This window comes from Pseudomonas sp. NPDC078700, assembly GCF_044542375.1.
In the GTDB taxonomy this organism is placed as follows: domain Bacteria; phylum Pseudomonadota; class Gammaproteobacteria; order Pseudomonadales; family Pseudomonadaceae; genus Aquipseudomonas.
In genome coordinates this window covers 32,835-56,851 of record NZ_JBITUI010000003.1, presented here as the reverse complement: position 1 = coordinate 56,851, position 24,017 = coordinate 32,835, and the positions used below count along the sequence as shown (strand labels likewise).

22 protein-coding genes are annotated in these 24,017 nt (G+C 54.3%); 17 read left to right on the top strand and 5 right to left on the bottom strand.

What is annotated here, in order from left to right; all coding sequences use genetic code 11:
* Window positions 1-94 precede the first annotated feature (94 nt).
* The 15 genes from ACIGCM_RS10650 (at window position 95) to pcaC (ending at window position 15,013) form a co-directional block, all read left to right on the top strand.
* Window positions 95-871, top strand: coding sequence for a 1,6-dihydroxycyclohexa-2,4-diene-1-carboxylate dehydrogenase (locus ACIGCM_RS10650; RefSeq protein ID WP_397502036.1), 777 nt, complete (start codon window positions 95-97; stop codon window positions 869-871).
* Window positions 872-927: 56 nt separating this feature from the next.
* On the top strand, window positions 928-2,268 hold the full coding sequence (locus ACIGCM_RS10645; RefSeq protein ID WP_397502035.1) for an MFS transporter: 1,341 nt from the start codon (window positions 928-930) through the stop codon (window positions 2,266-2,268).
* Window positions 2,269-2,289: 21 nt separating this feature from the next.
* Entirely contained in the window at window positions 2,290-3,411 is a 1,122-nt protein-coding gene (locus tag ACIGCM_RS10640) for a muconate cycloisomerase family protein (protein ID WP_397502034.1), read from the top strand.
* Window positions 3,412-3,446: 35 nt separating this feature from the next.
* Window positions 3,447-3,737 carry a muconolactone Delta-isomerase gene (catC, locus tag ACIGCM_RS10635; protein WP_397502033.1) on the top strand — a complete coding sequence of 97 codons (291 nt, stop codon included), beginning with the start codon at window positions 3,447-3,449 and terminating at the stop codon, window positions 3,735-3,737.
* 35 nt (window positions 3,738-3,772) lie between these two features.
* Window positions 3,773-3,937: a hypothetical protein gene (locus ACIGCM_RS10630; RefSeq protein WP_397502032.1), complete on the top strand. Its 165-nt coding sequence runs from the start codon at window positions 3,773-3,775 to the stop codon at window positions 3,935-3,937.
* 87 nt (window positions 3,938-4,024) lie between these two features.
* Window positions 4,025-4,966, top strand: a complete 942-nt coding sequence (gene catA / locus ACIGCM_RS10625; protein WP_397502031.1) for a catechol 1,2-dioxygenase — start codon at window positions 4,025-4,027, stop codon at window positions 4,964-4,966.
* Between the two features lie 122 nt (window positions 4,967-5,088).
* Window positions 5,089-6,303, top strand: coding sequence for a benzoate/H(+) symporter BenE family transporter (locus ACIGCM_RS10620; RefSeq protein ID WP_397502030.1), 1,215 nt, complete (start codon window positions 5,089-5,091; stop codon window positions 6,301-6,303).
* Window positions 6,304-6,526: 223 nt separating this feature from the next.
* Window positions 6,527-7,735 carry an OprD family porin gene (locus ACIGCM_RS10615; protein ID WP_397502712.1) on the top strand — a complete coding sequence of 403 codons (1,209 nt, stop codon included), beginning with the start codon at window positions 6,527-6,529 and terminating at the stop codon, window positions 7,733-7,735.
* A 214-nt stretch (window positions 7,736-7,949) separates the two neighbouring features.
* Window positions 7,950-9,293 carry an MFS transporter gene (locus tag ACIGCM_RS10610; protein ID WP_397502029.1) on the top strand — a complete coding sequence of 448 codons (1,344 nt, stop codon included), beginning with the start codon at window positions 7,950-7,952 and terminating at the stop codon, window positions 9,291-9,293.
* A gap of 209 nt (window positions 9,294-9,502) precedes the next feature.
* Window positions 9,503-10,354, top strand: a complete 852-nt coding sequence (locus tag ACIGCM_RS10605; RefSeq protein WP_397502028.1) for a CoA transferase subunit A — start codon at window positions 9,503-9,505, stop codon at window positions 10,352-10,354.
* On the top strand, window positions 10,354-11,136 hold the full coding sequence (locus ACIGCM_RS10600) for a CoA-transferase subunit beta (protein ID WP_397502027.1): 783 nt from the start codon (window positions 10,354-10,356) through the stop codon (window positions 11,134-11,136). The genes ACIGCM_RS10605 and ACIGCM_RS10600 overlap by 1 nt, the downstream gene beginning before the upstream one ends.
* Window positions 11,133-12,338 carry a 3-oxoadipyl-CoA thiolase gene (pcaF, locus tag ACIGCM_RS10595; RefSeq protein WP_397502026.1) on the top strand — a complete coding sequence of 402 codons (1,206 nt, stop codon included), beginning with the start codon at window positions 11,133-11,135 and terminating at the stop codon, window positions 12,336-12,338. The genes ACIGCM_RS10600 and pcaF overlap by 4 nt, the downstream gene beginning before the upstream one ends.
* Before the next feature lie 105 nt (window positions 12,339-12,443).
* Window positions 12,444-13,805, top strand: a complete 1,362-nt coding sequence (locus ACIGCM_RS10590) for a 3-carboxy-cis,cis-muconate cycloisomerase (protein ID WP_397502025.1) — start codon at window positions 12,444-12,446, stop codon at window positions 13,803-13,805.
* Window positions 13,806-13,814: 9 nt separating this feature from the next.
* On the top strand, window positions 13,815-14,603 hold the full coding sequence (gene pcaD, locus ACIGCM_RS10585) for a 3-oxoadipate enol-lactonase (protein ID WP_397502024.1): 789 nt from the start codon (window positions 13,815-13,817) through the stop codon (window positions 14,601-14,603).
* Between the two features lie 14 nt (window positions 14,604-14,617).
* Window positions 14,618-15,013: a 4-carboxymuconolactone decarboxylase gene (pcaC, locus tag ACIGCM_RS10580; RefSeq protein ID WP_397502023.1), complete on the top strand. Its 396-nt coding sequence runs from the start codon at window positions 14,618-14,620 to the stop codon at window positions 15,011-15,013.
* 262 nt (window positions 15,014-15,275) lie between these two features.
* Here pcaC and ACIGCM_RS10575 read toward each other — a convergent pair whose 3' ends face one another.
* The gene (locus tag ACIGCM_RS10575) at window positions 15,276-16,109 is read right to left on the bottom strand and encodes an aldo/keto reductase (protein WP_397502022.1); all 834 of its coding nucleotides are present in this window, start codon (window positions 16,107-16,109) and stop codon (window positions 15,276-15,278) included.
* Window positions 16,110-16,375: 266 nt separating this feature from the next.
* Window positions 16,376-17,620, bottom strand: coding sequence for an OprD family porin (locus tag ACIGCM_RS10570; protein ID WP_397502021.1), 1,245 nt, complete (start codon window positions 17,618-17,620; stop codon window positions 16,376-16,378).
* A 728-nt stretch (window positions 17,621-18,348) separates the two neighbouring features.
* Here ACIGCM_RS10570 and quiC point away from each other — a divergent pair.
* Together quiC and ACIGCM_RS10560 are read left to right on the top strand one after the other, a co-directional pair.
* Window positions 18,349-20,274 carry a 3-dehydroshikimate dehydratase QuiC gene (gene quiC, locus ACIGCM_RS10565; RefSeq protein ID WP_397502020.1) on the top strand — a complete coding sequence of 642 codons (1,926 nt, stop codon included), beginning with the start codon at window positions 18,349-18,351 and terminating at the stop codon, window positions 20,272-20,274.
* A 103-nt stretch (window positions 20,275-20,377) separates the two neighbouring features.
* Window positions 20,378-21,046, top strand: a complete 669-nt coding sequence (locus ACIGCM_RS10560) for a TetR family transcriptional regulator (RefSeq protein ID WP_397502019.1) — start codon at window positions 20,378-20,380, stop codon at window positions 21,044-21,046.
* Between the two features lie 97 nt (window positions 21,047-21,143).
* Here the strand turns inward: ACIGCM_RS10560 and ACIGCM_RS10555 are convergent, their stop codons facing one another.
* From ACIGCM_RS10555 to ACIGCM_RS10545, 3 genes are read right to left on the bottom strand one after another with little or no spacing between them, the layout of a single operon-like run.
* Entirely contained in the window at window positions 21,144-22,160 is a 1,017-nt protein-coding gene (locus ACIGCM_RS10555) for a TRAP transporter substrate-binding protein (protein WP_397502018.1), read from the bottom strand.
* Window positions 22,161-22,216: 56 nt separating this feature from the next.
* Window positions 22,217-23,497, bottom strand: coding sequence for a TRAP transporter large permease subunit (locus ACIGCM_RS10550; RefSeq protein ID WP_397502017.1), 1,281 nt, complete (start codon window positions 23,495-23,497; stop codon window positions 22,217-22,219).
* Window positions 23,494-24,009 (bottom strand): TRAP transporter small permease, encoded by a 516-nt coding sequence (locus tag ACIGCM_RS10545; protein ID WP_397502016.1) that lies wholly within the window; start codon window positions 24,007-24,009, stop codon window positions 23,494-23,496. The genes ACIGCM_RS10550 and ACIGCM_RS10545 overlap by 4 nt, the downstream gene beginning before the upstream one ends.
* Between the last annotated feature and the right edge of the window lie 8 nt (window positions 24,010-24,017).

The window sequence follows — 24,017 nt, the reverse complement described above, 5'->3', positions numbered from 1 at the left end:
GCCGTCTTTGCGTTATGTCGGCCTGTTTTATTCAGTTACCCGTGCGCTGGCGAAATTTGCGGCGCGCGGTGAATAACAGATTGAGGTCAAGACCATGAATCAGCGTTTTCACAATAAGGTCGCAGTAATCACCGGTGCTGCCCAAGGGATTGGTCGTCGTGTGGCTGAACGTATGGCCGAGGAGGGCGCGCAACTGGTATTGGTTGATCGTTCTGAGTTAATCCATGAGCTCGCTGACCAGTTGGCAAATGTAACCCAGGTGCTGACATTGACTGCCGATCTTGAACAGGCTGCAGATTGCCAGCGAGTAATGGCTGCAGCAATTAAGACCTATGGCCGCCTGGATATTTTGGTCAATAACGTCGGCGGCACTATCTGGGCCAAGCCTTTTGAGCATTATCGCGAGAACGAAATAGAGGCCGAAGTTCGTCGTTCGTTGTTTCCTACGCTCTGGTGTTGCCATGCAGCATTACCGCAAATGTTGGAGCAGGGGAGCGGGGCCATCGTCAACGTTTCCTCGATTGCCACACGTAGCGTTAATCGTGTGCCTTATGGCGCGGCTAAAGGCGGCGTAAATGCACTGACGGCTTGTTTGGCTTTTGAAACTGCTGAGCGTGGTATTCGGGTGAATGCCACCGCGCCGGGTGGCACTGAAGCACCGCCCCGGCGCATACCACGCAATGCCGCTGAGCAGAGCGAGGAAGAGAAAGTCTGGTATCAGCAAATTATCGACCAGACCGTCAGCAGCAGTCTGATGAAACGCTACGGCACCCTCGATGAGCAGGTCGGTGCAATTCTGTTTTTGGCATCCGACGACGCCGCTTATATCACCGGTCTAACCCTTCCTGTGGGCGGTGGCGATCAAGGCTGAACTCAGAAACATCCATTTAACCGCATCAATAACACAACAATAAGAGACCCGATGCCATGCGAACTATTGACGTACATGAAGTGATCGACAACGCGCGATTCAACCGATACCACTGGATGGTTATGTTCTGGTGCGCTTTGTTGCTGATTTTTGATGGCTATGACTTGTTTATCTACGGCGTGGTGCTGCCAGTCATCATGAAAGAGTGGGGGCTGACCCCTTTGCAAGCGGGCGCATTGGGTAGTTATGCCTTGTTCGGAATGATGTTCGGCGCACTGATCTTTGGCACCCTGGCAGACAAGATTGGCCGCAAGAAAGGGATCGCCCTGTGCTTTGTACTGTTTAGCGGTGCAACCCTGATCAATGGCTTTGCCAGCAACCCTACCGAGTTTGGAATTTGTCGTTTTATCGCAGGGTTGGGCTGTGGCGGTTTAATGCCCAACGTAGTGGCGTTGATGAATGAGTATGCGCCGAAGAAGCTGCGTAGCACGCTGGTTGCGATTATGTTCAGCGGCTATTCGTTGGGCGGCATGCTCTCCGCTGGTGTCGGTATCTATATGCTGCCGCGTTTTGGTTGGGAGTCAATGTTCTTCGCGGCGGCTGTGCCCTTGCTATTGCTGCCACTGATTTTCTATTTCCTGCCCGAGTCTGTGGGATTTCTGGTTCGCCAGGGGCGCACTGAACAAGCGCGGGCAATCCTCAACAGGGTTGAACCGAGCTGCGCGATTTCGGCTGACGACATCTTGAGTGTTGGCGCTGCGAAGAGTGGTTCTGCCTCAGTGCTGGAACTGTTTCGCGAAGGGCGATTGCTGCGCACGCTGTGTATCTGGGTGGCGTTCTTCTGCTGCCTGCTAATGGTTTATGCCTTGGGTTCGTGGCTGCCAAAGCTGATGGCTAATGCGGGCTACAGCTTGGGTTCGAGTCTGTCATTCCTGTTGGCCCTGAATTTCGGTGGCATGGCAGGGGCAATATTCGGCGGTTGGTTGGGGGATCGCTTGGATCTGAGCAAAGTAACTGCGGTGTTCTTTATCGCCGCAGCCGTTTCAATCAGCTTGCTCGGTTTCAAAAGTAGCCCTGCGCTTTTGTATTTTCTGATCTTCATCGCTGGCGCTACCACCATTGGCACGCAGATTTTGTTGTATGCCGGAGCCGCCCAGTTTTATGGCCTATCGATACGCTCTACCGGCCTGGGTTGGGCATCCGGCATCGGCCGCAATGGCGCCATTGTCGGTCCGTTACTGGGTGGTGCGCTGCTGGGCATCAACCTGCCGTTGCAACTTAACTTTTTGGCATTCGCCGTGCCGGGCGCCATCGCTGCAATCGCCATGGCGGTATTTGCTATCAGCAGCCAGCGCAGCCTCGGTACCACCGCTGATCCTGCGCTGACAGCTTCCTGATTATTCTCTGTGGAAACTGAAATGAACCAAGTTCTGATCGAAAACATTGAAACGATCATTGTAGATCTGCCAACCATCCGGCCGCACAAGTTGGCGATGCATACCATGCAAAAGCAAACCCTGGTGGTCATCCGGTTGCGCTGCTCAGATGGCATCGAAGGCCTCGGCGAGTCCACCACAATTGGTGGGCTTGCATACGGAAACGAGAGTCCGGAGAGCATCAAGCAGAACATCGACAGCCACCTTGGGCCGCTGTTACTGGGTCAGGATGCGGCCAACATCAATGCTGCAATGTTGCGGCTTGATAAAGCTGCCAAGGGCAATACATTTGCCAAATCGGGCTTGGAGAGCGCGCTGCTCGATGCGCAAGGCAAGCGCCTTGGTTTGCCAGTAAGCGAACTGCTGGGCGGCCGTGTACGTGACAGCCTTGAAGTTGCCTGGACGTTGGCCAGTGGTGATACCGGTAAAGACATCGCCGAGGCTGAACAGATGCTCGACGCGCGTCGCCATCGTATTTTCAAACTGAAGATCGGTGCCAACCCAGTCGAACAGGACATCAAGCATGTGGTTGCGATCAAGCGTGCTCTGGGTGATCTGGCCAGCGTGCGAGTTGACGTTAACCAGTACTGGGACGAGTCCCAAGCCATACGCGCTTGTCAGGTGCTGGGTGATAACGGCATCGATCTTATTGAACAGCCGATTTCGCGCATTAACCGTTCCGGACAGGTGCGCCTGAACCAACGCAGTTCTGCGCCAATCATGGCGGACGAGTCGATTGAAAGCGTTGAGGACGCATTCAGCCTGGCCGCTGCCGGAGCCGCAAGTATCTTCGCCCTGAAGATCGCTAAAAACGGTGGGCCACGTGCCGTACTGCGTACCGCGCAGATTGCCGAGGCGGCGGGGATCGCACTGTATGGCGGAACCATGCTCGAAGGCTCAATCGGCACGTTGGCCTCGGCCCATGCCTTTCTCACCTTGAAGCAGTTGACTTGGCACACCGAGCTGTTTGGCCCGCTACTGCTTACCGAGGAAATCGTCAACGAGGCGCCGGTCTACCGCGACTTCGCTTTACACGTCCCGACCACGCCGGGGCTTGGCCTGACTCTAGACGAAGAACGTTTGGCGTTTTTCCGCCGCTCTTAATCTTTTGCCAAGGCCTTAGGGCCAGGAGAAACGCGATGTTGTTCCACGTAAAAATGATCGTAAAGCTGCCGGTAGATATGGACCCGGCTAAGGCCGCTCAACTCAAAGCGGATGAAAAAGAACTGGCACAAGGCCTGATGCGAGAAGGCAAATGGCGCCACTTGTGGCGCATCGCTGGGCAATACGCCAACTACAGCGTGTTCGACTTGGAAAGTGTGGAAGCGCTGCACGACACGCTGATGCAATTGCCATTATTTCCGTACATGGAGATTGAGATTGCACCGTTGTGTCGACACCCCTCATCAATTCACACAGACGACCGCTGATTAGCCCTATAAAAACAATGCCGAGGTAGATTCTGATGACCGTTAAAGTTAGCCACACCGCCGAAATTCAATCTCTGTTCAACGAAGCAGCTGGTCTCAACAATGATCAGGGCAGTCCACGTGCAAAGCAGATCTTGCTGCGTTTAATCAATGATGTGGCCAAGATCATCGAAGACCTTATTTCCGTACATGGAGATTGAGATTGCACCGTTGTGTCGACACCCCTCATCAATTCACACAGACGACCGCTGATTAGCCCTATAAAAACAATGCCGAGGTAGATTCTGATGACCGTTAAAGTTAGCCACACCGCCGAAATTCAATCTCTGTTCAACGAAGCAGCTGGTCTCAACAATGATCAGGGCAGTCCACGTGCAAAGCAGATCTTGCTGCGTTTAATCAATGATGTGGCCAAGATCATCGAAGACCTTGAGATCACCGATGACGAGTTCTGGCACTCGGTGGATTACCTAAACCGCCTAGGCGCTCGTAGCGAAGCCGGTTTATTGGTGCCGGGGCTTGGACTGGAGCATTTTATCGACATTCTGCAAGATGCCAAAGATGCTCAGCTAGGGCTTACTGGCGGTACCCCGCGTACCATTGAAGGTCCGTTGTATGTAGCGGGCGCGCCAATCGCCGAAGGTGAAGTGCGAATGGACGATGGTACTGAGCTGGACCATGCCACAGTGATGTTCCTTGATGGAGTGGTGCGTGATACAGACGGCAAGCCCATTGCGGGTGCGGTGGTTGATGTGTGGCAGGCCAATACCAAGGGCAACTATTCATACTTTGACCAGAGTCAGAGTGAATACAACTTGCGTCGTCGTATCGTTACCGATGCAGAAGGTCGCTACCGCGCACGCAGTATTGTTCCTAGCGGTTACGGTTGCGCTCCGGATGGCCCTACACAGGAATGCCTGAACCTGCTCGGTCGTCATGGTCAGCGCCCAGCGCATATTCACTTCTTTATCTCGGCTCCAGGCCACCGTCATCTGACCACGCAGATCAATCTTTCAGGTGAAGAATACCTCTGGGATGACTTCGCCTATGCCACTCGTGATGGCTTGGTGGGGGATATTAAGTTTGTAGAGGATGTTGCGGCTGCGCACGACCGTGGTGTTGAGGGAGAGCGTTTTGCTGAGATGCAATTCAATTTCGAGTTGCAGAAGGCTCCTGCTGCACAAGCTGAGCAGCGCAGCAATCGGCCGCGGGCGTTGCAACAAGCCTGATGGTTATAGCCCGGTAGCCGACATTTGCACACGGCTATCGGGTTCAGATTTACATTACCTACAACAATAGCGATCCGGGCTATGTGCCACGGATGGCCTGTTGCACCTTGCTGCGAGGTTCCATGAAAGCCTTGGTCCACGATTGTTCATTGTCTGCTGTGGTGGCGGGTTTTATTGCCACTCTTATTTCTTACGCTGGCCCCCTGGTGATTATCTTTCAGGCGGCTGATAGTGCTGGTTTGTCGCACGCTGTAGTTACTTCGTGGGTCTGGGCGATTTCTATCGGAAGTGCGCTGCTGGGCATTGGCTTGAGCCTGCGCTATCGCGTGCCGATTATCATCGCCTGGTCTGCGCCGGGGTCTGCACTGTTGGTCACATTGTTGCCCCATATCAGCCTGAACGAGGCTGTGGGTGCTTACATCATTGCCAACCTGATTTTGTTACTGGTCGGGTTGTCAGGGGCTTTCGATAAGATCATTGGTCGGTTGCCAGCAGCAATATCCGCCGCAATGCTGGCTGGCATTCTGTTCAGCTTTGGCACTGGCCTGTTTGTCTCACTTAATAACCAGCCGCTTTTGGTGTTGGCGATGTTCGCAACCTACCTGCTGTGCAAACGGTTACTACCTCGCTATGCGGTAATGGCTGTATTAGTGGTCGGCTGTTTGATCGCGTGGCTGAACGGGGACTTGCACGGGGAGGCACTGGTTATCGGCTTGGCAGTGCCCGTTTGGATTAGTCCGGAGTTTAGCCTGACTGCTGCTCTAAATATTGCCTTGCCGTTGGTGGTTGTGGCCTTAACGGGGCAGTTCGTGCCGGGCATGGTGGTGCTACGAAACGACGGCTACTCAACCCCTGCCAGCCCGCTTATTAGCGCCAGCGCTGTTGGCAGTTTGTTGTTGGCCCCTTTTGGCTGCCATGGTCTAAACCTGGCTGCCATTACCGCAGCCATTTGTACCGGACGCGAGGCCCATGAAAACCCCGGTAAACGCTATGTTGCGGGTGTTTCGGGGGGCGTTTTCTACCTATTGTTAGGGTTGTTTGGTGCCACACTGGTGTCACTGTTCAGCGCTTTGCCTAAGGAGTTGATTGCAGCCCTGGCTGGGCTCGCACTCTTCGGTGCTATTGCGGGATCACTGGCGAACGCCATGTCTGTACCGCAAGACCGCGAAGCGGCTCTGATTACTTTTTTGGTCACCGCATCAGGCATGTCTTTACTTGGTTTATCAGCAGCTTTTTGGGGGCTGATCTTCGGTATTGCAGCCCACCTGCTATTAAACGCGCGGCGTACGTCAGCCCTCCAAACGCAAGTTATTAGCAAACAAGAGGCCGCTCGCTAACCTTCGCTATCGAATATTGCCTTTCTACCCACCAAGCATTGGAGTAGGGCGCGATAACACCACCCTGAGGGATTCATGCGTCTGTCGCCACGGGTGGATGCAGCACCAATTACACCTAAAACAATTACAAATGAGTGAAATGATGATGCAATCAAACTGTACGTTATTCGTGCTGCGGGCACCTTTGTCCCTGGGTTTTGCCTTGGCCCTTCCGTCCACTCTGATGGCAGCTGAAGCTGGCTTCATTGCCGACACCAGTGCGACCTTGCAGGCACGCAAATACTACTTCAGCCGCGACTATTCCGACATCGTCGGGCCCAACCCTCAATCCAAGGCGCAGGAATGGGCGCAGGGCTTTATTTTTAACCTTAAATCCGGTTACACCCAAGGCGCGGTGGGCTTTGGCTTAGACGCTATCGGTCTATTGGGGCTCAAGCTGGACAGCAGCCCGGATCGCACCAATACCGGTCTGTTAAGTGTAAATGACGATGGTCGGGCCGCCGACAATTACAGTCGCCTGGGCGGGGCACTGAAGATTCGGCTATCGAAAACCGAGTTGAAACTTGGCGAGCAGCAACTGGTTCTACCGATTCTCTACTTCGGTGATATCCGTCTGCTGCCTCCGACTTATCAAGGTGCCACCTTGGTCTCAAACGAGATTGATGGCTTGACCTTACAAGCGGGCCGGCTGAACTCGACCAGCCTGCGCGATGAGGCGGGTGATGGAAAAATAGGATTCATGGTGGGATTCGTGCCCCGGCGTCAGGCAGGTGTATTACTTACTGGCGATCATTTCAATTACAGCGGTGCCGATTACACCTTCAATAGTAAGCGTACTGCTGTGGGCGCCTGGTACTCGCAATTGGAGGACTTGTACAACCAGCGTTACTTCAGTCTCAAGCACAGTGAACCCGTCGGTGATTGGGTGTTGGGTGCCAATGTCGGCTATTTCGACTCGAGTGAAGACGGTAAAAAACTCAGCGGTAAGATTGATAATCAAGCCATATATTCTTTGCTGTCCGCCAAGTACGGTGCCAGTACATTTTACCTCGGCTATCAAGCCATGTTCGGTGATGACGGCCTGCCACGTGTGTTTGCTAACGTCAGCCCACTCGGCAACGAAGTGCCGACCTATACCTTCGATGCTGCAGATGAACGTTCTTGGCAGGCGCGGTATGACTATGATTTTGCCGCTGCGGGGCTACCAGGGCTAGTTGCCGGTGTGCGGTATATCAAAGGCGATAACGTTGACACCAATCTTGGTTTCGAGGGCCAGGAATGGGAGCGCGATTTGGACGTTAGTTACAGCGTACAGAGTGGCTCGCTCAGAGGCCTGAATATCAAAGTTCGTAACGTCACAGCTCGCTCAAATTATCGTACTGACGTTAACGAGAATCGGTTGATTTTTAACTACAGTTGGAAACTACTCTGAATCTAACCCGTTGTTTTATTGGCTAATGTCGCTGCTTTGAAGGTCGTGGGCAGACTAAAACTCGGCCTGAAGTATAGACTAAGGTCTGATTCTGATCGTTAATCGAACGTTGAAACGCTTAGCCTATTGAGCTGCTTAATGGTCGCGCTTATGTTGCTGACGCCGCACCGAATGCCTCGGCATTCGGTGCTTAAATCAAAAATAAGAGACGCCCATGACCGCCATGACTTCCTCGACTGCCAGCCTAGATGTGCAGTCGTTTATCAATGCTCAACCTCTTTCGCGCTATCAGTGGCGCATCATGATTCTGTGTTTTCTGATTGTTTTTCTCGATGGGCTGGACACGGCTGCCATGGGGTTTATTGCGCCAGCGCTGACACAAGACTGGGGAATTGATCGCGCCAGCCTGGGTCCTGTCATGAGCGCCGCTTTGATCGGTATGGTATTTGGCGCATTGGGTTCTGGCCCATTGGCTGATCGCTACGGGCGCAAAGTGGTGCTGGTGGTTGCGGTCTTTCTGTTCGGTTTATTCAGTTTATTGTCGGCCTTCAGTGGCAATGTCGATCAATTGGTCGCGCTGCGGTTCCTCACTGGGTTGGGGCTGGGTGCTGCGATGCCTAACGCCACGACGCTGTTGTCTGAATACACCCCGGAACGCCTCAAGTCACTGCTGGTGACCAGTATGTTCTGTGGCTTCAATCTGGGCATGGCCTGCGGCGGTTTTGTGTCTGCTGCGCTGATTCCTGCCTACGGCTGGCACAGCCTGCTGTTGCTTGGTGGCGTTCTGCCGCTGGCGCTCTCTTTAGTATTGCTGCTGCGCTTGCCGGAGTCGGCGCGGTTTCTGGTGGTGCGAAATCGTGGTGCGGTTAAAGTGCGCAAGGTGCTTGAGCCTATAGCGCCCGCAGCCATGAATGGTGTCAGCGCTTTCACAGTCCCAGAGCAAAAAACTGTTCAAAGTCGCAACGTACTCAAGGTGATTTTCTCTGGCACCTACAGTGCTGGCACGCTGTTGTTGTGGCTGACCTATTTCATGGGGTTGGTGATTGTCTATCTGCTCACCAGTTGGTTGCCGACGTTGATGCGCGACAGCGGCGCAAGCATGGAGCAAGCAGCCTTTATCGGCGCGCTGTTCCAGTTTGGCGGGGTACTCAGTGCCGTTGCTGTTGGCTGGGCGATGGACCGCTTTAATCCGCACAAGGTCATTGGTGGCTTCTACCTCTTCGCCGGCGTGTTTGCCTATCTGGTCGGGCAGAGCCTTGGTGAAGTGACCTTGCTGGCCACATTGGTATTGCTGGCCGGTATGTGCGTGAACGGTGCGCAATCTGCAATGCCATCACTGGCCGCACGCTTTTACCCAACCCAAGGGCGCGCCACGGGTGTGTCGTGGATGCTTGGTATTGGCCGCTTTGGTGCCATCCTCGGTGCTTGGATGGGGGCAACCTTGCTTGGCCTGGGCTGGAACTTCGAACAGGTACTGACGGCGCTGGTAGTGCCTGCCGCTATCGCCACGGCTGCTGTAGTAATCAAAGGTTTGGTTAGCCACGCGGACGCAACCTAGTAAACCAATTGCGACTTGAAGCAGTCGGCTGAAAGTATTGAGCTCGCCAGCGCCCAGTTTTCTGGGCGTTGTTGCCTTGAACGACGGTACAGAGTGTTGTTCGATAATCGCCCGAATAGTCGATTATCGGATTGTTTGGGCGTCGCCGTCAGAGTACTTTTTACCTACACGACGTGCTGCCACGTCCCGCCTACCAATCGAGATCTACCATGGCTGACATTATTTCTCTGAGTGAAGCGGTTCAACGCTTCGTCAACGACGGCGACACTGTTGCCCTCGAAGGCTTTACCCATTTGATTCCAACTGCCGCCTCGCATGAGCTGATTCGGCAGAACAAGAAAGACCTGACGTTGGTGCGCATGACGCCGGATCTGGTCTATGACTTGCTGATTGGTGCCGGTTGCGCGAAAAAGCTGATCTTCTCCTGGGGCGGTAACCCTGGTGTAGGCTCCCTGCATCGTCTGCGTGACGCTGTGGAAAAGGGCTGGCCTCAACCGCTTGAGATTGAAGAGCACAGCCACGCTGCAATGGCCAACGCTTATGTCTCCGGTGCTTCTGGTTTGCCTTTCGCCGTGTTGCGCGGCTATCAGGGTTCGGATCTGGCCAAGGTCAATCCACGCATCAAATTTATCGACTGCCCATTCACCGGCGAGACCCTGGCAGCAGTGCCAAGTGTGCGCCCGGACGTGACTGTGATCCATGCACAGAAGGCTGACCGCAAAGGCAATGTGCTGATTCAAGGCATCCTGGGTGTGCAGAAAGAAGCCGCGCTGGCGGCAAAACACTGCATCGTAACCGTTGAAGAAATTGTTGATGACCTGCAGGCACCCATGAATGCCTGCGTGTTGCCGACTTGGTCGATTGCTGCCGTGTGCGTGGTGCCGGGTGGTGCGCATCCGTCTTATGCTCACGGTTACTACGAGCGTGACAATCGTTTCTATCAAGCATGGGACCCAATTGCTCGCGACCGTGAAAGCTTCAATGCATGGATTGATAAATACATCCGTGGCACTGCAGATTTTGCTGAGTTTCAAGCGCTGGTGAATGGGGAGAGCAAGTGATGACCGACTTCAATACCAATGAAATGATGACCGTTGCAGCTGCCCGCCGCCTCGGTAATGGCAGCGTTTGCTTTGTCGGTATCGGCCTGCCATCCAAGGCCGCTAACCTGGCGCGTTTGACCCATGCCCCGGAAGTGGTACTTATCTATGAGTCTGGCCCTATCGGTGCCAAGCCCACGGTATTGCCGCTCTCTATTGGTGATGGCGAGCTGGCAGAGACGGCTGACACCGTGGTGCCCACTGGCGAAATTTTCCGTTACTGGCTGCAAGGCGGTCGTATTGACGTCGGCTTCCTGGGCGCTGCGCAGGTCGATAAGTTTGGCAATATCAACACCACGGTGATTGGTGATTACCATCAGCCTAAGGTCCGTTTGCCGGGCGCTGGCGGCGCGCCAGAAATTGCTGGTTCGGCCAAGAAAGTGCTGATTATCCTTAAGCAAGGGCATCGCACCTTTGTTGAAAAACTGGCGTTTATTACTTCCGTTGGTCATGGCGAAGGCGGCGACCACCGCAAGCGTCTCGGCTTGCCGGGCGAGGGGCCAGTGGCGATCATTACTGACCTATGCATTATGGAGCCGGAAGCCGGTACTAATGAGTTTATCGTGACCTCGATGCATCCTGGTGTAACGCGCGAGCAAGTGATTGAGAACACCGGCTGGCAGATTCGCTTTGCCGAAAATGTCACCACCACCGAAGCGCCGAAGTTTGAAGAATTGACAGCGCTGCGCGACCTCGAAGCACGCACAGCCGCTGCTCATGGTCAGGCTGGAGGTGATGAATGAGTCGCGACGTATTTATCTGTGATGCCGTACGCACACCGATTGGCCGGCTCAACGGCGGCTTGTCTGCCGTGCGCGCCGATGACCTTGCTGCTATCCCGTTGAAAGCACTGATTGAGCGCAATCCGCAAGTTGACTGGAGCGCCATTGATGAAGTGTTTATGGGGTGCGCCAACCAATCTGGCGAAGACAACCGCAACGTAGCGCGCATGGCGTTGTTGCTTGCAGGTCTCCCGGAAACGGTGCCGGGCGTCACCCTTAATCGGTTGTGCGCCTCTGGTCTGGACGCTGTGGGCTCTGCATTTCGCGCTATTGCCTTGGGTGAAATGGACCTGGCGATCGCTGCCGGTGTTGAGTCGATGACCCGCGCGCCTTATGTGATGGGCAAGGCCGACAGCGCCTTTGGCCGTGGTCAGAAAATCGAAGACACCACCATGGGCTGGCGCTTCATTAACCCGTTGCTCAAAGAGCAGTACGGTGTTGACGCGATGCCAGTCACCGCTGACAACGTTGCGGCTGACTACGATGTCAGTCGCGCGGATCAGGACGCCTTTGCGTTACGCAGTCAGCAACGTGCAGCGGCTGCTCAGGCATCCGGTTTCTACGCTGAAGAAATAGTCCCGGTGGTGATCAAAACCCGTAAGGGCGAAACCGTTGTCGACACAGATGAACACCCTCGCGCTGACAGCAACGCTGAGACCATGGCCAAGCTCAAGCCGGTCAATGGCCCAGACAAAACGGTCACTGCAGGCAATGCTTCGGGCTTGAATGACGGTGCTTCGGCAATGATTCTGGCTTCTGCCGAAGCGGTGCAAAAATACGGCCTGAAGCCCCGCGCTAAAGTGTTGGGGATGGCGAGTGCCGGTGTGGCTCCACGGGTAATGGGTGTTGGCCCGGTACCTGCTGTACGCAAGTTGCTTGAGCGTCTGAATCTCGACATTAACGCCTTTGATGTGATCGAGTTGAACGAAGCGTTTGCTGCTCAAGGTTTAGCGGTGACTCGCGAGCTGGGTCTGGCCGATGACAGCGACAAGGTTAACCCAAATGGTGGTGCAATCGCCCTGGGTCATCCACTGGGCATGAGTGGCAACCGCCTGGTGCTTACAGCGGTTCACCAGCTTGAGAAAACCGGCGGCAAGCTGGGTTTGGCGACAATGTGTGTAGGCGTTGGCCAAGGTCTGGCGCTGGCAATCGAACGGGTTTAACTAGCCTGGGCCAGCCATGCCAAGATCAGTTGCGAATCCGCTGCTGGTCTTGGCGCGCTCACTGCTATAAAACAGGCACTCATTCCAACTTTCTGGAGCACCGGCTTGAACAGCCCGAGCAACCAACTATTCGACGCCTACTTCACTCAGCCCGCCATGCGCGCGATCTTCTGCGATCAGGGCAGGGTCCAGGGCATGCTCGATTTTGAAGCGGCGCTGGCCCGTGCTCAAGGCCGCGTTGGCTTGATCCCCGCGACAGCTGTTGGGCCAATCGAGGTGTCCTGCAAGGCCAATCACTTTGACTTTGCAGCGCTGGCGCAAGCCATCACCATTGCGGGGAATTCAGCGATTCCATTGGTCAAGGCCCTGGGTAAGCGGGTCGCCAGTGAAAATGTCGAAGCTGAGCGCTATGTGCATTTAGGTGCGACCAGTCAGGATGTCATGGACAGCGGTTTGGTCGTGCAGTTGCGCGGCGCAATTGAGTTGCTTGAGCCGGCCTTGCAGGCATTGGGTGATGCACTGGCGCAACAAGCCCAGCGTCATGCGGATACGCCAATGGCAGGGCGCACATGGTTGCAGCATGCAACCCCGGTGACCTTGGGCATGAAGTTGGCGGGTATTTTGGGCGCGATTAGCCGCCATCGTCAGCGCTTGTCTGAGCTGAAACCGCGCTTGCTGTGCCTGCAGTTTGGCGGAGCATCTGGCAGCTTGGCTGCATTGGGTGATCAAGCTTGGCCGGTCAGCGAGGCCTTGGCCGATGAGCTAGGGCTTAATTTGCCGGATCAACCTTGGCATACCCAACGAGATCGACTTGTTGAGTTTGCCAGTTGGCTGGGCATGCTTGCCGGTAGTCTCGGCAAGCTGGGGCGTGACTTGAGCCTGCTGATGCAAACCGAAGCGGGTGAGGTGTTCGAGCCTGCCGCGCCGGGTAAGGGCGGCTCATCAACCATGCCGCACAAGCGTAACCCGGTCAGCGCCGCGGTGCTGATCGGCGCAGCCACGCGTGCGCCGGGCTTGGTCGCAACCATGCTTTCGGCAATGCCACAGGAGCACGAGCGCAGCTTGGGCTTGTGGCACGCGGAATGGGAGTCTCTGCCCGAGCTGTGCTGCATTGTTTCTGGGGCACTGCAACAAGCATTGTTGGTCGTGCCGGGGCTAGAGGTGCAAGCGCAGCGTATGCGCGAGAATCTTGAGATGACTCAAGGCCTGGTGCTGGCTGAGGCTGTCAGCATTGCTCTGGCCCAGCGAATTGGCCGTGATGCGGCTCATCATTTACTTGAACATTGTTGCCGCGAAGCGGTAGCCCAAGGCGTTCATTTACGTGCGGTACTGGGGGCAAATGCTGAGGTGACTGCGCAACTCACTGCTACTGAATTGGATCGTTTACTTGATCCTGCCTTTTATCTCGGGCAGGCGCGGCGCTGGGTCGAACGCGCTTTAGCCGAACACCAAAATCTCTGCCAATAGGAGCCCCAAATGTCTGCTGTGCAACTGGCTGATGGCGAACTGAATTATCTGCTCGAAGGTCCCGCTGATGCGCCTGTATTGGTGCTGTCTAACTCTTTGGGCACCGACTTGCACATGTGGGATGTGCAGATTCCTGCATTCACTGAACACTTTCGTGTGTTGCGCTATGACACCCGTGGACATGGCAAATCACTGGTGACCGAAGGCCCTTACAGCATCGAGCAAAATGGCCGAGATGTGCTGGCCTTGCTTGATGCGCTGGATATCCAGCAAGCGGCTTTCTGTGGCCTGTCGATGGGTGGTTTGATTGGCCAGTGGTTGGCGATTAACGCGCCGCAGCGTCTGACGAAAGTAGTGGTGTGCAACACGGCAGCGAAAATCGGTACCCCAGATATCTGGAATCCACGTATTGAGACGGTGCTGCGTGATGGCGCTGCAGCAATGGCAGCCTTGCGGGACGCTTCGGTTGCGCGGTGGTTTACCGAGGGGTTTGCAGCCAGCGAACCAGCTAAAGTCGAACCCATCGTTGGTATGCTCGGGCAAACCTCGCCTGAAGGCTATGCGGCCAATTGCGCGGCGGTGCGTGATGCCGATTTCCGTGAGCAAATCGCTGCAATTACATTGCCCGTGTTGGTGGTGTGTGGCACTCAAGATGTGGTGACAACGCCAGTTGATGGGCAGTTTATGAGCTCACGTATTGCCGGTGCCCAGCAGGTGGAATTTCATGCGGCGCATTTGTCCAACGTCGAAGCAGGTGAGTTGTTTACTCAGTCTGTGCTTGATTTCTTGCTGGCTTAATCGGAGTTTTGATAATGGACGAAAAACAACGCTACGAAGCCGGTATGCAGGTACGTCGCTCAGTATTGGGTGATGCCCATGTTGATCGCAGCCTGGAAAAAATGACGCCGTTCAATGAAGAGTTCCAGGAGATGATCACGCGTCATGCCTGGGGCGATATATGGACGCGCCCGGGTTTACCACGCCATACCCGCAGCCTGATCACCATTGCCATGCTGATCGGCATGAATCGCGAGGGCGAGCTTAAGTTGCATCTCAAGGCGGCCAAGAACAACGGCGTAACCCGCGAAGAAATCAAAGAAGTACTGATGCAAAGTGCGATCTACTGCGGCATTCCTGCGGCCAATGCGACTTTTCACTTGGCTGAAGAAGTCTGGGATGAAATGGGTGTGGAGTCGCTGCAGGATTAAGCATGTAAATGGCGGACAGGTTGCGCGTTGTTCGCCTTTTTTACTGTATTTCGTTGCCTTGGCTCGACCCTTTAATTGCGTGAATATTGGGTTGATGGTTGGCTTCTGGTGGACACATTACCGCTTGAATGATTTGCGGTAGCGCGTAAGGCGGACAACGTTTTTTGTCCGCCGTCACCCGACGCAAATGCCCGGTGAATTCGCCAATATTTGGTGGACAAGCTGCGCCTGTCACACCCTAGGGTCAGCACCCATAATGGCGCTATTTATCCCACTGTGGTGCGAAGTCTGGGCTTACCACCCGAACGTTTTTCGGCAGCTGTTCGAGCAGTGCAAGGTCTTCGCCATCGAGGCGAATATCAAGCGCTGCCAGGTTACTTTGCTGATTGGCTTTGCCGCTGGCCTTAGGAATCGCTGCGACACTGTCTTGCGCCAATAACCACTGCAGGGCCACTTGGCTTGGTAGCACGCCATGTTTCTTGGCGACCTGCTGTACCTCTGCGGTTTCAGCCGCTTTGCCCCGTGCCAAAGGCGTGTAGGCAGTCAATGCCATGCCATGTTGGCGAACAAAATCGAGCAAAGGTTGTTGATCGAGCATCAGGTGATATTCAACCTGAAGGGCGGCCAAGGGCGCGCCTAACTCGTCTACCGCACGGCGCAACATCGGCAGGGTGAAATTGGCCACGCCAATGTGTTTGGCTTTGCCACTTTGTTGCAACTCGACCAGGGTTTCGATGCTCTGCTCAAGGTTCCAATCCTTGCCGGCATTGCCTGGCCAGTGAATCAAAAACAGATCCACGTAATCACTTTGCAAGGCTTTGAGGCTGTCGTCGAGGGATTGGCGCATCGCCTCCGGTTGTAACTTGTCCCACCACACTTTAGTCGTGACATGTATTTGCTCACGCGGGATGCTGGAGCCGGCTAATGCCTTACCCACAGCGGCTTCATTGTTGTAGCCGGTGGCGGTGTCGATATGCCGGTAACCCAGTGCTAATGCCTGTTGAACGGCGTGGGTGCACTCTTCATCAAGCATGGGCCAAGTCCCTAAGCCAAGCTTGGGTAAGTGCAATTTTTGGCGTGTGGCGATGGTTTGCATAAAACGTCTCCGTGGCGAGTGAATGACATGCAGTGTGCCTACTTGATAGTACAACTGTAGTGTCGCTGCCTGTGCGCTAGGGCTGAAGGTCGGGGTAATCAGCGTTCGATAAGCGAACGCTTGGGGGCCGTAAAAAAAGCCCGTCACGAGGATGGGCTGAAGGTCGCTGGAGCAAGCAAAATGAACGACGAAATGCAAAAGCCCGGTTAGCGGGGACTTAGGCTCTGTACGAAAAGTCGTCGAGCTCAGGCGCTTTCGTGGAGAGCCTAAAGAATATCTAACGGATAGTTGATGATGATTCGGTTTTCATCCATGTCACGCATGGCGAAGTTCTGGCGCAGCGTCGAGTTGCGCCATTTCATATTCAGCGCTTTAAGTGCACCGCTCTGAATGGTGTAGGCCAGTTCGGTTTCGCGGCCCCATTCTTTGCCATCGCTTGTGGTTGCAGTGTGTACATTGTCGCCACTGATGTAACGGTTCATCAGGGTAAGACCAGGAACGCCAAGCCCTGCGAAGTTGAAATCATGGCGTACCTGCCAGGAACGCTCTTGGGCGTTGTCATAGCTGTTGTTGAAGCTGTCGTTGGCCAGGGTTCCGCCGCTGGTACCGTTGACCCGCATCCAATTGTTATCGCCGGTGAGCTTCTGCAGACCAACAATGAAGGTATTGCTGCCATACTTGGCTGAGAACAAGCCTGAAATAGTTTTGTTATCCAGGTCACCGGCCAGTGCGCTGCCGTCTTCTTTGCCAATAAAGAAACCGAGGTTGGCACCCAGCACCCAGTCACCCACAGGCTGGCTGTGTTGCAGGTTGTAGTATTGTTGCTGGTAAACATCTTCCAGTTCGGCGTACCAAACACCTACTTGGGTACGTTTGTCGTTGAATGCATATTCGCCACCTGCAAAGTTGAAACGGTCGGAAAACGCGCCCCCGTAGCTCATGTCATCCATGCTTGCGCTGTCACGCGGGCTGTTCTGGCGGAACTGACCGCCATAAAGATTAAGGCCGTCAATCTCTTTGGAGGTCAGCTGCGCACCCTCGAAGGTCTGCGGCAGTGAGCGGCCATCATCAGAGCGCAGAATCGGCAGCACAGGCACCCATTCACCGACTTTTAATTCGGTGTTGGATATTCTGGCTTTAGCGGCCACTGCCAACCGGCCAAAGTCATCAGATGGGCCGTCGTGGTGAACCGGAAGCAGGGCGGTCCCGTCGGTTCCGTTGCCGCCGTCCAACTTGATTGCCAGCATGCCAAGGGTATCGAGGCCGAAACCCACGGTGCCTTCAGTGAAACCTGACTGAGCATTAAGAATGAAAGCCTGTGTCCATTCTTCGGCGTAGTTTTGCGGCGCGTCGGAGTCAACGAAGTTGCGGTTAATGTAGAAGTTACGCAGGTTGGTGGAAACCTTGGCGTCTTCGACAAAGCCAGCCGCGTGGGCTAGCAGCGGTAGGCCTGTACTGGATATGGCGATTGCCAGTGCGGCGGGCAGAATACGGAGGCGTTGAGCAGTCATGTGTGTTTCCTTGGTTTATTGTTTTAAAGACGCATGCAATAGGCGAGCGCGGTTCTACCACCTGGCTGCGAGAGCAGGGTGAGTCGTGTCGGTTTGCTGAAAGGGTGCGCTGTCGCAGCGCTGTGGTGCTAGCTGTAGATCACGGACACAAACTGTCGCCATGCAGGGCGCAGGTGCTCTTGATTCGTCTATCGGTGATGGGAGTTGGTACAGCAACTGGGCTGTTCAGACGCAGCTGGCCATTCAGGCCGCTAAGTAATATCAACATGGCAATGAACCTTTATTTGTATTTATCGGCACATCTGAGAAGGCGTCACCACGAGGGCTATGCACTTCATTGAGAGTTTCATAGTGGAAGCTCAGTGCAGACGGCGCAATTACCTGAGGCGGGTTTTGTTCGCTGATCGAACAATTAGTTAACTGTTTGGTACATTTCTCAGTCGAGAATCAGCTTCTACCTAAGCTGAATTGGTGATGTTTACTATGTTTTTGCCCATTTCTATATTTAAAGCATTTTATCAAGTCAGTTCTTGATCTTGCCTGTTCGATAATCGAACAGAAAAGTAACCAGGCAGTTCAAAGTGTTTGCGCTATCGGACACAAGCTCGAATACTCCAGATACCCTGATCCGATTCTGCTCGATAGTGGTTTTTACTCATGTCATATGCGCTGACTTGAAACCATGTCGGAACAGGTCCGGCAGTGACAATAAAAACAGGAGTTTGAGCATGCAGCGTTCGATTGCCACCGTGTCCTTGAGCGGTACCCTGCCAGAAAAGCTTGAAGCTATTGCTGCTGCCGGTTTTGACGGTGTCGAAATCTTTGAAAACGATTTGCTTTATTACGCAGGCAGCCCGCGTGATGTCCGGAAAATGTGTGCTGACCTGGGTATAGCAATCACCTTGTTTCAGCCGTTTCGGGACTTTGAGGGCTGCCGCCGCGAACGTTTGCAGCGCAACCTCGACCGCGCTGAGCGCAAGTTTGACCTGATGCAGGAATTGGGTACCGATCTGGTATTGGTATGCAGTAATGTGGCCGCTGATTCGCTGGGCGATGAGCAAATCCTGATTGATGACCTTAGCCAACTGGCTGAACGTGCGGGTGCGCGTAACCTGCGTATTGGCTATGAAGCGTTGGCCTGGGGACGCCACGTCAGCACCTACCAACAGGTCTGGGATATCGTGCGACAGGCGGACCACCCGGCGCTAGGGGTGCTGCTCGACAGTTTCCACACCTTGTCATTGAAAGGTGACCCTGCGGCGATCGCCGATATTCCGGGCGATAAGATCTTTTTTGTACAGATGGCTGACGCTCCGATTTTGGCCATGGATGTGTTGGAGTGGAGCCGGCATTTCCGCTGTTTCCCAGGGCAGGGCGAGTTCGACCTAGCCGGTTTCCTCGCACCTATTCTGCGTACAGGCTACAAGGGACCGCTGTCGTTAGAGATTTTCAATGATGGTTTCCGTGCTGCTCCGCCGCGAGCCAATGCGGCGGATGGTTTGCGGTCATTGCTCTATCTGGAAGAGAAAACCCGTGACTTGCTGGAAAAGCAGGCCCGTGAGCAGGTCGAGGTTGCACAGCCTGATCTCGACTTGCTGTTTGATCCGCCTGCGGCAAGTCAGTATGACGGTGTTGAGTTTCTTGAGTTTGCCGTCGACAGTGAGCAAGGCAGTAAGCTGGGCAATTGGTTAGAGCGCCTCGGGTTTGCTCGGGCCGGTAAGCACCGTTCTAAAGACGTTAGCTTGTTGCGTCAGGGCGATATTAATATTGTGCTTAACGCCGAGCCATACTCCTTTGCCCATAGTTTTTTCGAGGCGCACGGCCCGTCACTGTGTGCGACAGCCTTGCGAGTACGTAATGCAGCGGATGCGCTGGAGCGTGCGCGCCAGTTCAAAGGTCAGCCTTATCGCGGTCTCGTTGGCCCTAACGAGCGTGAAATCCCTTCAGTGCGAGCACCCGATGGCAGTCTGATTTATTTGCTCGACAAATCACCGGCCGGAGCCACCATATACGACAGCGATTTTGTTGTGGATGCCCAGGCGGAGCCTACCGGCAATCTGCAGCGCATCGATCATATGGCGTTGGCACTTCCAGCAGATAACCTCGACAGTTGGGTGCTGTTTTACAAGAGCCTGTTCGATTTCGAAGCCGATGATGAGGTGGTACTGCCTGATCCCTATGGGCTGGTCAAAAGCCGCGCCTTGCGCAGCCGCAATGGCAGCGTACGTCTGCCGCTGAATATTTCGGAGAATCGCAATACTGCGATCTCGCATGCGCTATCCAGCTATCGAGGCTCTGGCGTGCACCACATCGCTTTTGCTTGCGAGGATCTTTTCACTGAGATCAACCGCGCCAAGGATGCAGGCGTGCCGCTGCTGGATATTCCGCTGAATTATTATGATGATCTGGCTGCTCGCTTTGATTTCGATGACGAGTTCCTCAGCGAACTGGCTTACTACAATGTGCTCTACGACCGTGACGCCCAAGGTGGCGAGCTGTTCCATGTGTACACTGAACCCTTCGAGGGGCGCTTCTTCTTTGAGCTGTTGCAGCGCAAAAATGGCTATATCGGCTATGGTGCGGCAAACGTAGCTGTGCGGCTTGCAGCCATGGCCAAGGCGCGAAGTGGGGTCGTTGTTAAGCCGCGCCTGTAGTGAAATTGCTGAGAAGCGGGCTCTGTACATTGTCGTGCCGGGCTTTCTTCGCTACGCATACGCGACCATAATCATGATCAACGCATTCAAATGATCGGTAACTATGACTATAACAACAGAGCTTGCCGAAGACGCAGCCAGTGCGCCGCGCAAAAGCCGCAAGAACAACCCAGAAAAAACCCGTGAGAATATTCTCCAAGCCGCGGTTACTGAGTTTGTTCAGTTTGGCCTTTCAGGTGCGCGGGTGGACGCTATAGCCGAGCGGACACACACCTCCAAGCGCATGATTTACTACTACTTCGGCAGTAAAGAGTCGCTCTACCAGGCGGTGTTGGAGAAGCTTTATGGCGATATTCGCTCAACCGAACAAGGGTTGCATTTGGGGGAGTTGGGGCCCGTCGAGGCAATTCGCAGATTGGTCGAGTTCACCTTCGATCACCATGCCCGCAATGTCGATTTCGTGCGCATTGTCAGTATCGAGAATATCAACTTTGGTCAGTACGTTGGCCAGTCAGAAACCATCCGCACATTAAGCAGTCATGTGCTTAAGTCGCTCGGTGAGATCCTCGAACGTGGTGCCGCGGCAGGATTGTTCCGTCAGGGGCTTGATCCGGTGGATGTGCATATGCTGATCAGTTCATTCAGCTTTTATCGGGTTTCCAACCGCCACACCTTCAGTTCGATCTTCCAGATTGACCTGCAAAGCGACGAGGTCATGCAGCGACAAAAACGCATGATCTGCGATTCTGTTTTGGGTTTTTTGCAACGCTGAATCAATAGCGTCCCATAAAAAAACGGCCTGATGGCCGTTTTTTTGGTTACTACTGACTGGCTCCGTAATGTGTGAGCCTTATCATGAGAGCAGTGCTTCAGTTGTTCGCCCGAGTTTTTTCGATGGTGTCGTACATTGATTTTACGAGCGCAGGATCCATGTCTTTGGAGAACTGCTCGATAACCGGTTTGACCTTTTCGCGGAAGCGATCCATTTCTGCTGGGCTCACAGTGTTGGCCTCCATGTCCTTAGACAGCTCAGCAAATGCTGCGTCCTGAGCGGCCTCGGTAATCTGGCGCTGATAAGTTGTGGCTTCTTTGGCTGCATCAGTAATCACTGCTTGTTCTTCGGCATTGAGCTTGCCCCAGCTCTTCTCGCCAATGATGAACGACTGTGGGTTGTAGATGTGCTGAGTAACCGACAGGTATTTCTGCACTTCGTTAAACTTGGTGTTCTCAATAACGGTGAAGGGGTTTTCCTGGCCGTCAACGGTGCGCTGCTCAAGGCCTGTATAGACCTCTGGGAAAGGCATTGGCACTGGGTTGGCACCCAAGGCCTTGAACGTTTCCAGATAAATTGGCGACTGGATTACGCGTATTTTCAGACCAGCCATATCTTCCCACTTGGTAACTGGGTGTTTGCTGTTGGTCAGGTTGCGGAAACCCAGATCCCAATAGCCCAAGGTTTTAAGGCCTTTGCCTTCCAGGCGTTTCGACAGTTCTTGACCCACTGGTCCGTCAATTACGGCTTGCGCTTCACTGGTACTGTTAAACAGAAATGGGAAGTCGAGCAGGGCGAACTCAGGTACCTGAGCTGCGAGGATTCCCGAGTTAAGCACAGTAAGGTCCAGAGTTGCGCCCTGGAGTGCGGAAACTGTTTGCAGATCGCCGCCGAGCACTCCGCCCGGGAACAGGCGGACTTTCATTTTTCCGCCACTTTTCTCTTTGACCAGCTCAGCAAACTTCTTGGCACCCAACGCTTGGGGGTGGTCATTGCTATTCTGGAAAGCAAAACGCAGGGTGTGCTCACTAATTTCGGCATGGGCCGAGACACTATTAAGCAGCAGGCCTGCAAGGCAGGCGGAAGTCAGCAGGGGTTTAAACCATTTAGTCATCGTTTGGACACTCCATCGTTATTGTTTGAGTTACGGGCTTGCGGTGGATAAAAACGTCAACCGGTGAAGAACTTCAAAGGTCCCAAAACCAGTTGTGGGAACAACACCAGAAGAATCAGGACAATCACCTGTGCCAACAGGAACGGCCAGACGCCTCGTGTGATTTCGTCTATGCGCAGTTTGGAAACCCCGCAGACCACGTTGAGCACAGTGCCCACTGGTGGGGTAATCAGACCAATTGAAGTGTTCACAAGAAACAGCACGCCAAAATACACAGGATCGATACCTGCCTGTTTCATGACGGGCATCAATACTGGGGTCAAAATCAGGATCGAAGGGGTCATGTCCATGACCATGCCGACCAGAATGATCAGCAGCATGACCATCAGCAGTAGTAAAGTGGGCGAGTCGAGGAATGGCGCAAGCAGATCAGTGAGTTGTCCTGGCAGATCAGCAATGGTCACCAACCATGATGAAACCATAGCTGCCGCGACCAGCAACATCACCACTGAAGTGGTTTTAGCCGCCGATAACACGACTTCAAATAGCTGGCTGATTTTCAGCTCACGGTAGATCACCAGCGACACGAACAGGGCATAAACAGCCGCCACCACTGCCGCTTCGGTCGGGGTAAAAATACCGAATTTGAGGCCGACAATAATGATGATCGGCAAGCCCATGGCCCAACTGCCATCGAGCAGGGTTTTGATGATTTCGCTGCGACTGCGCTTCGGCGGTACCTCGACATTCTCACTGCGTGAGACAAACCACCAGGCGATAGCTAGCGCGCCTCCGAGCATGATGCCTGGCACTATTCCCGCTAGGAAAAGCTTGGAGATCGATACGCCCGAAGCCACGCCAAATACGATAAAGCCAATGCTCGGTGGAATGATCGGTGCAATGATCCCCCCTGAAGCAATCAGCCCGGCTGCACGCTCACGGTTATGCCCAGCTTGTACCATCATCGGCACTAACAGGGCAGCCAGTGCTGCCGCATCGGCCACAGCAGAACCTGATAATGAAGCCAACAGGCATGAGGCGATGATTGCCACGTAACCGAGGCCGCCGCGCTTGTGGCCAACCAAGGCCATGGCGATGTTAACTATGCGCCTGGACAGGCCACCCGCATTCATCACTTCGCCAGCAAGCATGAAGAAGGGTACAGCCAGTAATGGGAAGCTGTCGGCGCCGTTAAGCAGGTTCTGCGCGATGATTTGCGCATCGAACAGATCAAGCTGCCACATCAAGGCAACGCTGACCATCAAAAGGGCAAACGCGATGGGTATACCTAACGCCATGGTGCCAAGCAGAGTGCCGAGAAATAGCGCGAGAGTCATGGCTTAGCCCCCTGCGGGCTCGGTAAATAGTCGGGCTTGCCTTGTGGCAATTGGCCGCGCAAGGCCATTACAAGGTCGTAAGCAATTACGGGGATGGCCGTCACGCCAAACAGCACGCCGACACCATAAAACCAAGCCATGGACAGGCCAGAGGCGGGGGCGGCGACGTTAAGATTGATTTGCGCTTGCTGCCAACTGCCGCTTAGCACCAGCCAAGCGATGAACAGCATCATCAGGTGACCCAGGGCAAGGCAGGTATTGCGACCTGCGGGGGGCATTTTCTTGATGATCAAATCCAGACCGAGGTGGCTGCGCTCACGCAAGGCCACCAGGGCGCCAAGAAACACCATCAGCACGAACAGCCAGCGCGACAGCTCTTCAGAAACGGTAATGCCCGAGTTGAAGGCATATCGCATGACCACGTTGCCAAACACCATCACCACCATGCTCAGCATGCACAGGACAATAATTAGTTTCAGCAGGCTAAAGTACAGGTTGACGATTTTTGTCATTTTGACCT

Coding starts and splice junctions, on each gene's coding strand:
- ACIGCM_RS10650 (WP_397502036.1), top strand. CDS start 95: ATGAATCAGCGTTTTCACAATAAGGTCGCAGTAATCACCGGTGCTGCC.
- ACIGCM_RS10645 (WP_397502035.1), top strand. CDS start 928: ATGCGAACTATTGACGTACATGAAGTGATCGACAACGCGCGATTCAAC.
- ACIGCM_RS10640 (WP_397502034.1), top strand. CDS start 2,290: ATGAACCAAGTTCTGATCGAAAACATTGAAACGATCATTGTAGATCTG.
- catC (WP_397502033.1), top strand. CDS start 3,447: ATGTTGTTCCACGTAAAAATGATCGTAAAGCTGCCGGTAGATATGGAC.
- ACIGCM_RS10630 (WP_397502032.1), top strand. CDS start 3,773: ATGACCGTTAAAGTTAGCCACACCGCCGAAATTCAATCTCTGTTCAAC.
- catA (WP_397502031.1), top strand. CDS start 4,025: ATGACCGTTAAAGTTAGCCACACCGCCGAAATTCAATCTCTGTTCAAC.
- ACIGCM_RS10620 (WP_397502030.1), top strand. CDS start 5,089: ATGAAAGCCTTGGTCCACGATTGTTCATTGTCTGCTGTGGTGGCGGGT.
- ACIGCM_RS10615 (WP_397502712.1), top strand. CDS start 6,527: ATGGCAGCTGAAGCTGGCTTCATTGCCGACACCAGTGCGACCTTGCAG.
- ACIGCM_RS10610 (WP_397502029.1), top strand. CDS start 7,950: ATGACCGCCATGACTTCCTCGACTGCCAGCCTAGATGTGCAGTCGTTT.
- ACIGCM_RS10605 (WP_397502028.1), top strand. CDS start 9,503: ATGGCTGACATTATTTCTCTGAGTGAAGCGGTTCAACGCTTCGTCAAC.
- ACIGCM_RS10600 (WP_397502027.1), top strand. CDS start 10,354: ATGACCGACTTCAATACCAATGAAATGATGACCGTTGCAGCTGCCCGC.
- pcaF (WP_397502026.1), top strand. CDS start 11,133: ATGAGTCGCGACGTATTTATCTGTGATGCCGTACGCACACCGATTGGC.
- pcaD (WP_397502024.1), top strand. CDS start 13,815: ATGTCTGCTGTGCAACTGGCTGATGGCGAACTGAATTATCTGCTCGAA.
- pcaC (WP_397502023.1), top strand. CDS start 14,618: ATGGACGAAAAACAACGCTACGAAGCCGGTATGCAGGTACGTCGCTCA.
- ACIGCM_RS10575 (WP_397502022.1), bottom strand. CDS start 16,109: ATGCAAACCATCGCCACACGCCAAAAATTGCACTTACCCAAGCTTGGC.
- ACIGCM_RS10570 (WP_397502021.1), bottom strand. CDS start 17,620: ATGACTGCTCAACGCCTCCGTATTCTGCCCGCCGCACTGGCAATCGCC.
- quiC (WP_397502020.1), top strand. CDS start 18,349: ATGCAGCGTTCGATTGCCACCGTGTCCTTGAGCGGTACCCTGCCAGAA.
- ACIGCM_RS10560 (WP_397502019.1), top strand. CDS start 20,378: ATGACTATAACAACAGAGCTTGCCGAAGACGCAGCCAGTGCGCCGCGC.
- ACIGCM_RS10555 (WP_397502018.1), bottom strand. CDS start 22,160: ATGACTAAATGGTTTAAACCCCTGCTGACTTCCGCCTGCCTTGCAGGC.
- ACIGCM_RS10550 (WP_397502017.1), bottom strand. CDS start 23,497: ATGACTCTCGCGCTATTTCTCGGCACTCTGCTTGGCACCATGGCGTTA.
- ACIGCM_RS10545 (WP_397502016.1), bottom strand. CDS start 24,009: ATGACAAAAATCGTCAACCTGTACTTTAGCCTGCTGAAACTAATTATT.